Here is an 11,230-nt window from a genome sequence, read left to right on the forward strand (position 1 = left end):
GCCCATGGCCGTTGAGGTGTCGATCCCGACGATCCTGCGTACCCACACCGGCGGCGAGAAGCGCGTGTCCGCCTCCGGCGCCACGCTGCAGGCCGTGATCGCCGATCTGGAGGCCAACTACGCGGGGATCTCCGAGCGCCTGGTCGATAACGGCAAGCTGCACCGCTTCGTCAACATCTACGTCAACGACGAGGACGTGCGGTTCTCCGGAGGTCTGGACACCGAGATCTCCGAAGGGGACTCGGTGACGATCCTGCCCGCCGTGGCAGGAGGCTGATGACCCGGTACGACTCGCTTCTCGACGCACTCGGCGGCACGCCGCTGGTGGGTCTGCAACGGCTTTCGCCTGCCTGGGATGGTGACCCCCACGTGCGGCTCTGGGCCAAGCTCGAGGACCGCAACCCGACCGGCTCGATCAAGGACCGGCCGGCGCTGCGGATGATCGAAGAGGCCGAGCGCGCGGGTCGCCTTCACCCGGGCACCACGATCCTGGAACCGACCAGCGGCAACACCGGCATCTCGCTGGCGATGGCGGCCCTGCTCAAGGGCTACCAGATGGTCTGCGTGATGCCCGAGAACACCTCGATCGAGCGCCGTCAGCTGCTCGAGCTCTACGGGGCGCGGATCATCTACTCGCCGGCCGAGGGCGGGTCGAACACCGCGGTCGCACACGCCAAAGAGCTCGCCGCGCAGAACCCTTCGTGGGTGATGCTCTACCAGTACGGGAATCCGGCCAATGCCGCCGCGCACTACGAGGGCACCGGCCCCGAACTGCTCGCCGATCTGCCCGAGATCACGCACTTCGTCGCGGGCCTCGGCACCACCGGGACGCTGATGGGTACCGGACGGTTCCTGCGCGAGCACGTGCCCGGCGTGCAGATCGTCGCCGCCGAACCCCGGTACGGCGAGGGTGTGTACGCGCTGCGCAACATCGACGAGGGCTTCATCCCCGAGCTGTACGACCCGGAGGTGCTGACCACCCGCTTCGCGGTCGGCTCCTACGACGCGGTGCGGCGCACGCGCGAGCTGGTGCAGGTCGAGGGGATCTTCGCCGGCATCTCCACCGGGGCCATCCTGCACGCGGCGCTGGGCATGGCCGCCAAGGCGGTCAAGGCCGGCGAGCGCGCCGACATCGCGTTCACCGTCTGCGACGCCGGCTGGAAGTATCTGTCGACCGGTGCGTACGCCGGTAGCCTGGACGACGCGGAAGACGCATTGGAAGGGCAACTATGGGCATGACGGGCGCCGGTGGGTATCCCTCGCCGGCCACGGGGCCGCGCAAGCGCCCCGCCTGGGTCCTCGGCGGGCTCACCATCGTGTCGTTCGTCGTATTGCTGTGGGTGGTGGAGCTTTTCGACTCGCTGAGCGGACACCGGCTGGACCAGAACGGCATTCGGCCGCTGGAGACCGACGGCCTGGCGGGCATCCTGTTCGCGCCGATGCTGCACTCGAACTGGGAACACCTGATCGCCAACACCGTTCCCGCGCTCGTGCTCGGCTTCCTGATGACCCTCGCGGGACTGTCGAGGTTCCTGTTCGCCACCGCGATCATCTGGATCGTGGGCGGGCTGGGCACCTGGCTGATCGGCAACGTCGGCGCGCAGTGCCCGTATGTCGGGGTGCGCTGCGAGACCAACCACATCGGGGCCTCCGGCCTGATCTTCGGATGGCTGACCTTCCTCATCGTCTTCGGGTTCTTCACGCGCAAGGTGTGGGAGATCGTCGTCGGCGTCGTCGTGCTGTTCGTGTACGGCGGCGTGCTGCTCGGCGTCCTTCCTGGCACGTTCGGTGTGTCGTGGCAGGGACATCTGTGCGGCGCGGCAGCCGGTGTGCTCGCGGCGTATCTGCTCTCCGGTCCGGAACGCCGGGCCCGGGCGTCCGGCGGACGCAACGCGGCCCCGCCGTACCTGCCCCGATGAGCGCCCATCTGCCGATCGGCATCTTCGATTCCGGTGTCGGCGGCCTCACCGTCGCCCGGGCCGTCATCGACCAGCTGCCCGACGAGGAGATCATCTACGTCGGCGACACCAGCAACGGGCCGTACGGGCCGCTGACCGTGCCGGAGATCCGCGCGCACGCGCTGGCCATCGGCGACGATCTCGCCGACCGGGGCATCAAGGCACTGGTGATCGCGTGCAACACGGCGTCGTCGGCCTGCCTGCGCGATGCGCGCGAGCGGTACGCACCGATTCCCGTCGTCGAGGTCATCCTGCCCGCGGTGCGCCGCGCGGTCAGCACGACCCGCAACGGCCGGGTGGGCGTGATCGGGACCGAGGCGACGATCGCGTCCGGGGCCTATCAGGACGCTTTCGCCGCCGCCCGCGACCTCGAGGTGTTCGGGGTCGCGTGCCCCCGTTTCGTCGATTTCGTCGAGCGCGGCGTGACCAGCGGGCGGCAGGTGCTCGGGCTGGCCGAGGGGTACCTGGAGCCGCTGCAACGCGCGGAGGTCGACACGCTCGTACTCGGGTGCACGCACTACCCGATGCTGTCCGGGCTCATCCAGCTGGCGATGGGCAACGACGTCACGCTGGTGTCGAGCGCCGAGGAGACAGCAAAGGACCTGCTGCGGGTGCTGACCGAACGCGACCTGCTGCGCGCGCATCCGGGCGACGACGCGCCGGCACCGCGCAGGGTGTTCGAGGCCACCGGCGATCCGGAGGCGTTCACCCGGCTGGCGGCGCGTTTTCTCGGACCCTCACTGGACGGGGTCCGGCCGGTGCAGCGTCACGCCGGCACGCGAACATGACGTTGGTCGCGCAAAGCGGCGATGTTTTCGCCATGGCGATCACGGGCATGGCAAGCTAGTGAGCGTGCGAATCACCGTACTGGGGTGCTCCGGCAGTGTGGTCGGACCTGATTCGCCCGCGTCCGGCTACCTGATCACCGCACCCGACGCTCCGCCGCTTGTTCTCGACTTCGGCGGAGGGGTTCTCGGCGCGCTGCAGCGCTTCGCCGACCCGAACTCTGTGCACGTGTTGCTCTCGCATCTGCACGCCGATCACTGCCTCGATATGCCCGGCCTGTTCGTCTGGCGGCGCTATCACCCGAGCCCCGCGCAGCAGCGTGGTCTGGTGTACGGACCCGCCAACACCTGGGCGCGCCTGGGCGCGGCGTCCTCGCCCGAAGGCGGCGAGATCGACGACATCAGCGACATCTTCGACATCCGGCACTGGGTGGACAATCAGCCCGTCGAGATCGGTGCGCTGACCATCGTGCCGCGGCTGGTGTGTCACCCCACCGAGTCCTACGGCATGCGCATCACCGACCCGTCGGGTGCCACGCTCGTGTACAGCGGCGACACCGGCTACTGCGACGCGCTGATCGACCTGGCCCGCGACGCCGACGTGTTCCTGTGCGAGGCATCCTGGACACACGATCCCGCACGCCCGCCGCGCCTGCACCTGTCGGGCACCGAGGCCGGTCGCGCGGCCGCCCGCGCCGGTGTCCGGGAGCTCCTGCTGACCCACATCCCGCCGTGGACGTCGCGTGAGGACGTCATCAGCGAGGCCAAGGCCGAGTTCGACGGACCCGTGCACGCGGTGGTGTCCAACGAGGCGTTCGACGTCGCCCGCGCCTGACTCCGCCCGTTCCCTTGTCGCCCAACCCGACATTCGGGCGGAGAAGTGCGAGAAGCCTCCGCCATTGCGTCGATCTCGGCGCTGTCATGGCGACCGGTTAGGGTTGGGCCCGTGTCCAGACGAGAAGACGGCCGGCTCGACGACGAACTCCGCCCGGTCACCATCACCCGCGGCTTCACCACCCATCCCGCGGGATCGGTGCTCGTCCAGTTCGGCGAAACGAGGGTGATGTGCGCGGCGAGCGTCACCGAAGGGGTTCCGCGCTGGCGCAAGGGCTCCGGCCAGGGCTGGCTGACCGCGGAGTACGCGATGCTGCCGGCCGCCACGCACGAACGCTCCGACCGGGAATCGGTCAAGGGCCGGGTCGGCGGTCGCACCCAGGAGATCAGCCGGTTGGTCGGCCGCTCACTGCGCGCGTGTATCGACCTCGCCGCTCTCGGAGAAAACACCATCGCGATCGACTGTGACGTCCTGCAGGCCGACGGTGGCACCCGCACCGCGGCCATCACCGGCGCCTATGTCGCGCTGGCCGACGCGGTCACCTACCTCGCGGCCGCAGGCAAGCTGAAGGATCCGCGTCCGCTGTCCTGCGCCATCGCCGCGGTCAGCGTCGGTGTCGTCGACGGCCGCATCCGCGTCGACCTGCCCTACACCGAGGACTCGCGCGCCGAGGTCGACATGAACGTTGTCGCCACCGACACCGGCACGCTCGTCGAGATCCAGGGCACCGGCGAGGGGGCCACGTTCCCGCGCTCGACGCTGGACAAGATGCTCGACGCCGCGATGGCGGCCTGCGATCAGCTCTTCGAGATCCAGCGGGCCGCGCTCGAGCTCCCGTATCCCGGCGTGTTGCCCGAGTCCGGCGAGCCGGCCAAGAAGGCGTTCGGCAGCTGATCCGGTTACTGGTTGCCTCGCGCAACCCGAAGAAGCTGGCCGAGTTGCACCGCGTGCTCGACGCTGCCGGGGTCTCGGGGGTGACGTTGCTGTCACTGGCCGATGTCCCTCCGTTCGACGAGGCGCCCGAGACCGGCGCGACCTTCGAAGCGAACGCGCTGGCCAAGGCCCGTGACGCGTACACCGCGACGGGCCTGCCCGCAGTGGCCGACGATTCCGGGCTGGAAGTCGAGGCGCTCAACGGGATGCCCGGGGTGCTCAGCGCACGCTGGTCGGGCCGGCACGGCGACGACGCCGCGAACACCGCACTGCTGCTCGGTCAGCTCGGCGACGTCCCCGACGAGCGCCGCGGCGCGGCGTTCGTCTCCGCATGCGCTCTGGTGCACGGGCCCGCCGACGACGACGCCGTCGTGGTGCGCGGGGAGTGGACGGGCAGCATCGTGCGCGCGCCGCGCGGCGACGGCGGCTTCGGCTACGACCCGGTGTTCCTGCCCACGGGGTCGGAGCGGACGGCGGCCGAACTCGGTCCCGAGGAGAAGGATGCGGCCTCGCATCGGGGCAGGGCGCTCGCCGCGCTGCTGCCCGCGCTGCGTGCTCTGCTCTGAGGCGCCGTCACCCGGTGCAGCAGCCAAGCCGCCGGCACGGTCAGCGCCAGGGTGGCCGCGATCAGTCCAGGCATCGATCCGGTGAACAGCGGCCAGCGCAGCACAAGGTGCATCGCCAGCGCCATCACCACCACGTGCAGGAGGAAGATCTCGTAGGAGATCTCGCCGAGCCACACCACGGGCCGGCTGGCCAGCACGCGGGTGTAGGAATCGCGGCTGCCCAGCGCCGCGGGTGCGACGACCAGGGTCGCGATCACCGCGTACAGCGTCGCCTTCACCGCAGGCACCCACCACGGGTCCGGGCCGAGGATCACTCCGCCGAGCGACGTGGCCACCATCAGATAGAGGGCGCCCGCGACCGGCACGGCGACCACCGCCCGACAGCGCACCCGGAGCGTCTGCAGCACCGCCAGCGCCATGCCGCCGGCGAACCAGGCGAGGTGACCGGGCAGCCACATGCCGGCGGAGCTCGGCAGCGCGTCGGTGGTCTCGGCGGCGACCAGCCATGCCGGCGTCACCGCGGCGAGCGCCGCGAGCCCGATAAGGATGCGCGCCGGCCGCCATCGCCGGCGCAGCAGCGCGAAGGCCAACGCGGGCAGAGCGAGGTAGAACGACACCTCGACGGCCATGCTCCACATCTGGGACAGGCCGGGGTGCAGCAACGTGGTGAGGTAGTCGTCGGTGTAGATCTGGGTGAACGTCAGGTAGCGCAGCAGCCCGTACAGCGACTGACCGGGGTTCGGGCCCGGGGTGAACACGGTGTAGATCTCGAACGCCGCGACGACGGCGATCACGTAGGCGGGCAGGATGCGGCGCAGCCGGTGCCTGCTGTATCGCCGGACCGACGGGGCAGGGGCGCCGTCGGCGGCCGAGCGCACCCACGGGCGGAAGAGCAGGAAACCGGTCAGCACGAAGAAGACGGCGACCCCGATGTCGAGCCGAGCAGACAACGCGCCGACGTAGCCGTGGGTGAGAAACCCGGTCGCGAACGCGGCATGGGTGCCGACGACGGCCAGCGCGGCGACCGCTCGCAGACCGGTGAGGGCGGGGTCCCGCCACACGGTCGGGTTATTCGTCGGGTTATTCAATGCCGAACTGGCTCTTGATGTTCTGGGTCTGGAAGTGCTCGACGACGATGCCGACGAGCGGGATGGTGCCCGCCAGCAGCACGCCGACGGTCTTGGCGATGGGCCAGCGCACCTTCACGGCCAGGTTGGCGGTGAACAGCAGATACACGAAGTACACCCAGCCGTGCACGACCGCGATCCAGCCGAGGGAGTCGTCGGCGAACGCGTACTTCATCACCATCTCGTAGCAGAGTGCGATCAGCCAGACGCCCGTCGCCCAGGCCATCACCCGGTAGCCGGTGAGGGCCTTGCGGATGGTGTCGACGGGAGTGAGCGGCGCGGGCGATTCGGGTGCGGTCACGTATCGGTTCCTGTCGGTCTCTGGACGTCGCTGTCGGCCTTGGCGAGTTCGGCGAGGTAGGCGTTGTACTCCCGCAGGGTGACGTCGGCCTCGAGTGGCGCGACGTGCGGGCGCTCCGGGAGGAGCCCGGCGGGGATCTCCGTCGGGGTGTCCTGGTGATGCGGCACGGGTGGGGCGTCCTCGTAACGGACGAACTTGTAGTACGCGTAGACGCAGAAGCCGGCGAACAGCGGCCACTGCAGCGCGTAGCCCAGATTCTGGAAATCGCCCGAGGTCGATTCGAACCGGGTCCACTGCCACCAGGCCAACGCGAGGCAACCGGACGCGGCGGCGATCACCAACAGGATGAGCGCCGGCCTCCTACGCCGCGTAGTGGACACCGTACAACGGTACCGCGCTGTCCTTGGGGCCGACGAACTCATCGAGCATGGCGGTCGCCTCCTTGCGATAGATCGACACTGTGTGGTTGTCAGATCGCGTCCAGGTGATGTCCAAGAGGTCGAGTGCGTTGGTGAACAGGCCGATGATGTCCTCGGACCGGTTGCTGAAGTGGTACCTGACGCTGCGGATACCGCGATCGTTGGCGACGACTCGACACCCGTCGCTGTGGAGGAGCCCGAGCACGAACTCCTCGGTTTCGCGGTCGACGATCGCCTGCTGCCAAGCTTCCAGCTCAATGCGTCTGCGGTGCTTGCGGCCGGGTCCGTGCTGTGGCAGGAGGCATGGCCAGTGATTCGAAAACAGATATACGTCTGCGCATCCAGTGCGACGCCAATAGACGCCTGCGCGTTGCCGGGGAAACAGAGCGTCTATCGCGGCCCGACAACGGTCGATGATCGCCGGATAACGCTTGTCGCAGGTGATGCGAATGTTGTAGGTGCGCCCCTGGCGCGAAATGCAACCGTCGCCGAGGTACATGCCGAGCACGTAGGCGTACGGCCCCTTGGGGAGGGCGTCGAAGTCATGGTCGCAAGGGCGCGCACCCGCGCTTCTCCGGCATCGGACCCCTGGGCGACGACGCCACTCCCACACAGTTTTCCTCGGAATGCCCGTTTGCCTTGCTATTTCGCAGTCGTTCAAACCTTCGAGAATCATGAGCTGGACAGCTTCGAACTCGTCTCTTGATCTGATGTCGACTCCTTCCGGACAGTGGTGACATCAGACTATGGGCGCGGTCCGACAGGTCGGATCAGTGAACGGCGCGCTAAGATCGGCGGGCTTGCGCGAGTGTCGGAACTGGCAGACGAGATGGATTTAGGTTCCATTGCCCTATGGGCGTGGGGGTTCGAGTCCCCCCTCGCGCACTCGCCCAGTTTGCGCGACGCTCGAAGATCTCACTCTCGCGAATCTTGCCCTGGACGTACTGTGCGACGACCGCCAACCGACGGTCATCATCCGGGTGCTGACTTCCGGTGCCCCGACGATGGTCGGGGTACCGAGAACTCGGGACGAGCCGGGCGACGCTACGTTAAGACCGCGCAATACGACATCGACGTCGCACCCATGGACGGCAGACGGTTCAGGCGGAAACCTCGGCCGCGGCCGGCTCGTGCGATTGAGCGGTGAAGCAGAAGATGCTCGCCGCGAAGCTGACCAGCGCCACTGCTCCGGCGAGAACCGCGAACAGCGTTTCGGACAGCCCCCAGCTCGCTAGGGCGAACGCCACCGCGATGATGGCGGTGATGAGGAGGAAGAGGCCCGTCGTCGCGACGGCCTCGTTGAACGGGTCTTCTGCGTGAGCGGTGCTGGCCCTCTCGGCCATGGTGTTCCTCCTCGAAATGCCGAACAACCGGCGTGTTGTCGGGAAATTACCCCCTCGTCAATCGCTGAAACCTCGGGCAACGTGACTGTGGTCACCGCGATCGCCGGTCGTTGCGCCGCGCACGGTCCGCCCCCTCGGGGCGGCCGTTCTGCGACCATGGTCGGCATGATCCGTCTCGAGCGGGGAAAGGTCAGCCTATGAGCGACGTGAAGTTCCTGGATCTGCACGGCGACCGGCTCGCCTACCGGGACGAGGGCAGCGGCGAGGAAGTGTTGCTGCTGATCCACGGGATGGCGGGCAGTTCGGAGACCTGGCGGTCGGTGATACCCCGGCTCGCCAAACGGTACCGGGTGGTCGCGCCGGACCTGCTGGGGCACGGGCAGTCGGCCAAGCCACGTGGTGACTACTCACTGGGTGCGTTCGCGGTGTGGCTGCGCGACCTGCTCGACGAACTCGGCATCGCGCAGGCCACGGTGGTGGGCCAGTCACTGGGCGGTGGCGTGGCGATGCAGTTCGCCTACCAGCACCGCGACTACTGCCAGCGACTGATCCTGATCAGCAGCGGCGGGCTGGGCCAGGACGTCGGTTGGACCCTGCGCCTGCTCTCCGCCCCCGGTGCCGAATTCCTGCTGCCGGTGATCGCGCCACCGCCGGTGGTCAAGGCGGGCAACACGATTCGCGGTTGGCTGTCGGCGAAGAGCATTCATTCACCGCGCGGCGCGGAGATGTGGAGTGCGTACTCGTCGCTGTCGGACTCGCAGACCCGGCAGGCCTTCCTGCGGACCCTGCGCTCGGTGGTCGACTACCGCGGCCAGGCCGTCAGCGCACTGAACCGGCTGTACCTGACCTCGGAGATGCCGGCGCTGGTGATATGGGGCGACGATGATCGGATCATCCCCGTCGAGCACGGCTACGCGCTCAGCGACCTCCATCCCGGCTGCCGCCTGGAGGTGCTGGCCGGAGTCGGACACTTTCCGCATGTCGAGAAGCCCGACGACGTCGTCGACCTGATCGACGACTTCATCACCGTGACCACGGAGACGGTCGCACCGCCGCCGGTGACCGACCCGATCCGCTGAGCGGACTCACCTCTTCCGGACCGGGTGCCCGTTGCGCTCGGCGAGTGATCGCAGCTGCTTGAGCGCGAACTGGCGGTTGCGGCCGCCTTCGGGGAGCACGATGCCCGCCCACAGCCCCACCGCTCCCGGCGTCACGCACGCCTCGCGGGCGCACTGCCACCGGCGAGGGCAGGACCGGCACAGTTCCTTGGCGCCCTCGTCCGCGGTGGTGATCCACCGATCGGGATCACGCGTGCACGGCGCGGTCCACGCGTCTTCGTCGATCGATACCGGATACATGGCCACACCCCTCCCTGTCGTTTCCTGCGTTCGCTGGCGACTTCACGATACGCGTGTATCGCACCGACAATACATTTGTACCGTCGTCCGCGCTGGGGCGCTGCGTTGTCTACGGTTGGCCACGTGGTATCCGACGCAGACGTAAAAACGGGTGGCGAGCCCCGCAACATCGAGCGAATCCGTGTTGCGGCGCTGCGCAGCTTCGCGCTGCACGGGACAGCGGCGACGACGATGCGCGGGGTCGCCGCCGCGGCCGGGGTGTCACTGGGGCTGGTGCAGCATCACTTCGCGACGAAGGCCGGGTTGATCAGCGCTGTCGACGAATACGTGGTGAAGTTGTTCGTCTCCTCGCTGGCCCGGCCGCTGCCGGACCCGCCGGTCGACTCGGTGGCCGAGATCGGCACCCGGGTCACCACGATCATCGCGGAGCACCCGGATGTCGCGGCCTATCTGAGCCGGGCGCTGGTGGACGGCAGCCCCGTCGGCGCACAGCTGTTCGACACCCTGCTCGCGGTGGGTATCTCGCGCTGGCAGCAGCGCATCGATCGGGGCGAGGTGCGCCCCGACATCGACCTCACCTGGGCCGCGATCAATTCCATGGTGCTCGCGCTCGGAACCATCAGCCTCAAGTCCCATGTGGAACGGCATCTCGGCGGGCCGCTCACCAGTCCGGGGCAACTCGAACGCTGGCAGAAGTCCGTCGACACGCTGTTGCGAGACGGCCTCTTCCGCCCCGGCCGGACTCCGTAACGACCCTCGGTCGCGTCAGCCGGCGACTCTCTTGCGGTAGGCGCTGGGGGTCTCGCCGCTGAAGGCCGCGAAGGCGCGGGTGAAGGAGCTGATGCTGGTGAAACCGACGTCGGTGGCCGTCTGCTGCACGGACTGCGCCGGGGCGGCGAGCAATGCCATCGCCCGCAGCATTCGGGCATGCAGAAGGTAAGTGCGCCAAGGCATTCCGAGGGTCTCGGCGAACAACCGGCGCAGCGTGCGCTCGGACACCGAGACCGCCCTGCTGACCTCCCCGCAGGTGACCGTGCCGAGGTGGGATTTGGTGTAGGCGAGGGCCGCGGCGACCAAGGGGTCCTCGGAGGTCGGCAGGCTCAGTGGAGCCTCGTGGTCGAGGGCCTCGCCGACGAGTGCGGCCAGCGTCCGGAAGAACCCCTCGGACACGCTGTCGTCGTCGGCCGCGCCCGGCCGGCGATCGATCGGCCAGCGCAGCGCGTAGATCATCATCTCCCGGATCAGCGGGGACACCGCGAGGATGCGGGCCCGGTCGCCGCCGTCGGGGATCAGTGTGCGGTCGAACATCACCGCGACGGTCTTGACGTCGGGGTTCATCACTGCCTGGTGCTCCAGCCCCGCGGGTATCCAGGCCGCCTGCTGCGGGGGCAGCAGATAGTGCGCCGAGTCGGTCTCCACCTCGACCACTCCGTGCAGCGCGTACTCGATCTGGTGGACCTCGTGCGAGTGCCAGCCGGTGATCAACGCGTCGCCCTCGTAGAGATAGCTGCCGCCGAGTGCCGGCCCACCGCGGCGCAGCTCGATGACCGGACGAGGTTTGGCCGCTATGGACAAGAAGTTGTCCGAACGCGCGGAGACGGTCAC

The 11,230-nt window shown here is 68.6% G+C and carries 15 protein-coding genes, 1 tRNA gene and 2 pseudogenes; 10 read left to right on the plus strand and 8 right to left on the minus strand.

The features are described from left to right. Positions 1-4 precede the first annotated feature (4 nt). From G6N45_RS12600 to rdgB, 7 genes are all read left to right on the plus strand, one after another. Positions 5-277, plus strand: coding sequence for a MoaD/ThiS family protein (locus G6N45_RS12600; RefSeq protein ID WP_057147832.1), 273 nt, complete (start codon positions 5-7; stop codon positions 275-277). Next, entirely contained in the window at positions 277-1,239 is a 963-nt protein-coding gene (locus G6N45_RS12605; protein ID WP_163722630.1) for a PLP-dependent cysteine synthase family protein, read from the plus strand. Before G6N45_RS12600 ends, G6N45_RS12605 begins: the two co-directional genes overlap by 1 nt. Next, positions 1,230-1,919, plus strand: a complete 690-nt coding sequence (locus tag G6N45_RS12610) for a rhomboid family intramembrane serine protease (RefSeq protein ID WP_179965315.1) — start codon at positions 1,230-1,232, stop codon at positions 1,917-1,919. The genes G6N45_RS12605 and G6N45_RS12610 overlap by 10 nt, the downstream gene beginning before the upstream one ends. Beyond that, on the plus strand, positions 1,916-2,746 hold the full coding sequence (gene murI / locus G6N45_RS12615; protein WP_163722632.1) for a glutamate racemase: 831 nt from the start codon (positions 1,916-1,918) through the stop codon (positions 2,744-2,746). The genes G6N45_RS12610 and murI overlap by 4 nt, the downstream gene beginning before the upstream one ends. A gap of 58 nt (positions 2,747-2,804) precedes the next feature. Further along, a complete protein-coding gene (locus G6N45_RS12620) occupies positions 2,805-3,578 on the plus strand; it encodes a cyclic nucleotide-degrading phosphodiesterase (protein ID WP_163722633.1) in 774 nt (257 codons plus the stop codon). A gap of 111 nt (positions 3,579-3,689) precedes the next feature. Then, positions 3,690-4,472 (plus strand): ribonuclease PH, encoded by a 783-nt coding sequence (gene rph, locus G6N45_RS12625; RefSeq protein WP_057147828.1) that lies wholly within the window; start codon positions 3,690-3,692, stop codon positions 4,470-4,472. Then, complete coding sequence (gene rdgB / locus G6N45_RS12630) at positions 4,469-5,077, plus strand: RdgB/HAM1 family non-canonical purine NTP pyrophosphatase (RefSeq protein ID WP_163728310.1); 609 nt, start codon at positions 4,469-4,471, stop codon at positions 5,075-5,077. The genes rph and rdgB overlap by 4 nt, the downstream gene beginning before the upstream one ends. Here the strand turns inward: rdgB and G6N45_RS12635 are convergent. The 5 genes and pseudogenes from G6N45_RS12635 to G6N45_RS28250 form a co-directional block, all read right to left on the minus strand. Next, positions 5,074-6,138 (minus strand): annotated as a pseudogene (locus tag G6N45_RS12635) (acyltransferase family protein); the annotation flags it as partial. The gene rdgB and the pseudogene G6N45_RS12635 overlap by 4 nt on opposite strands. Positions 6,139-6,157: 19 nt before the next feature. Then, entirely contained in the window at positions 6,158-6,505 is a 348-nt protein-coding gene (locus G6N45_RS12640; protein ID WP_163722634.1) for a DUF3817 domain-containing protein, read from the minus strand. Next, positions 6,502-6,885, minus strand: a complete 384-nt coding sequence (locus G6N45_RS12645) for a hypothetical protein (RefSeq protein ID WP_163722635.1) — start codon at positions 6,883-6,885, stop codon at positions 6,502-6,504. The genes G6N45_RS12640 and G6N45_RS12645 overlap by 4 nt, the downstream gene beginning before the upstream one ends. Continuing rightward, a complete protein-coding gene (locus G6N45_RS12650) occupies positions 6,866-7,423 on the minus strand; it encodes a hypothetical protein (RefSeq protein WP_246228975.1) in 558 nt (185 codons plus the stop codon). The genes G6N45_RS12645 and G6N45_RS12650 overlap by 20 nt, the downstream gene beginning before the upstream one ends. Before the next feature lie 105 nt (positions 7,424-7,528). Next, positions 7,529-7,636, minus strand: a pseudogene (locus G6N45_RS28250) (hypothetical protein); the annotation flags it as partial. Between the two features lie 90 nt (positions 7,637-7,726). On the opposite strand from G6N45_RS28250, the gene G6N45_RS12655 reads away from it, so the two are divergent. Further along, a tRNA-Leu gene (locus G6N45_RS12655) sits at positions 7,727-7,809 on the plus strand. Between the two features lie 215 nt (positions 7,810-8,024). Here G6N45_RS12655 and G6N45_RS12660 read toward each other — a convergent pair. Then, on the minus strand, positions 8,025-8,267 hold the full coding sequence (locus tag G6N45_RS12660; protein ID WP_163722637.1) for a hypothetical protein: 243 nt from the start codon (positions 8,265-8,267) through the stop codon (positions 8,025-8,027). A gap of 197 nt (positions 8,268-8,464) precedes the next feature. Here G6N45_RS12660 and G6N45_RS12665 point away from each other — a divergent pair, with 197 nt between their 5' ends. After that, a complete protein-coding gene (locus tag G6N45_RS12665; RefSeq protein ID WP_163722638.1) occupies positions 8,465-9,346 on the plus strand; it encodes an alpha/beta fold hydrolase in 882 nt (293 codons plus the stop codon). Positions 9,347-9,352: 6 nt separating this feature from the next. Here the strand turns inward: G6N45_RS12665 and G6N45_RS12670 are convergent, their stop codons facing one another. Next, positions 9,353-9,625 carry a WhiB family transcriptional regulator gene (locus tag G6N45_RS12670; RefSeq protein WP_163722639.1) on the minus strand — a complete coding sequence of 91 codons (273 nt, stop codon included), beginning with the start codon at positions 9,623-9,625 and terminating at the stop codon, positions 9,353-9,355. A gap of 123 nt (positions 9,626-9,748) precedes the next feature. On the opposite strand from G6N45_RS12670, the gene G6N45_RS12675 reads away from it, so the two are divergent. Further along, a complete protein-coding gene (locus G6N45_RS12675) occupies positions 9,749-10,375 on the plus strand; it encodes a TetR/AcrR family transcriptional regulator (protein ID WP_163722640.1) in 627 nt (208 codons plus the stop codon). 15 nt (positions 10,376-10,390) lie between these two features. On the opposite strand, the gene G6N45_RS12680 is transcribed toward G6N45_RS12675, so the two are convergent. Next, positions 10,391-11,230, minus strand: a complete 840-nt coding sequence (locus tag G6N45_RS12680) for an AraC family transcriptional regulator (protein WP_163722641.1) — start codon at positions 11,228-11,230, stop codon at positions 10,391-10,393.

Origin of the sequence: Mycolicibacterium psychrotolerans (assembly GCF_010729305.1) — a bacterium.
In the GTDB taxonomy this organism is placed as follows: domain Bacteria; phylum Actinomycetota; class Actinomycetes; order Mycobacteriales; family Mycobacteriaceae; genus Mycobacterium; species Mycobacterium psychrotolerans.

What these genes read in the sequence shown, in the direction of transcription:
- G6N45_RS12665 (WP_163722638.1), top strand. Translation starts at nt 8,465, where the DNA reads ATGAGCGACGTGAAGTTCCTGGATCTGCACGGCGACCGGCTCGCCTAC.
- G6N45_RS12660 (WP_163722637.1), bottom strand. Translation starts at nt 8,267, where the DNA reads ATGGCCGAGAGGGCCAGCACCGCTCACGCAGAAGACCCGTTCAACGAG.
- G6N45_RS12605 (WP_163722630.1), top strand. Translation starts at nt 277, where the DNA reads ATGACCCGGTACGACTCGCTTCTCGACGCACTCGGCGGCACGCCGCTG.
- G6N45_RS12610 (WP_179965315.1), top strand. Translation starts at nt 1,230, where the DNA reads ATGGGCATGACGGGCGCCGGTGGGTATCCCTCGCCGGCCACGGGGCCG.
- G6N45_RS12670 (WP_163722639.1), bottom strand. Translation starts at nt 9,625, where the DNA reads ATGTATCCGGTATCGATCGACGAAGACGCGTGGACCGCGCCGTGCACG.
- murI (WP_163722632.1), top strand. Translation starts at nt 1,916, where the DNA reads ATGAGCGCCCATCTGCCGATCGGCATCTTCGATTCCGGTGTCGGCGGC.
- G6N45_RS12600 (WP_057147832.1), top strand. Translation starts at nt 5, where the DNA reads ATGGCCGTTGAGGTGTCGATCCCGACGATCCTGCGTACCCACACCGGC.
- G6N45_RS12650 (WP_246228975.1), bottom strand. Translation starts at nt 7,423, where the DNA reads ATGTACCTCGGCGACGGTTGCATTTCGCGCCAGGGGCGCACCTACAAC.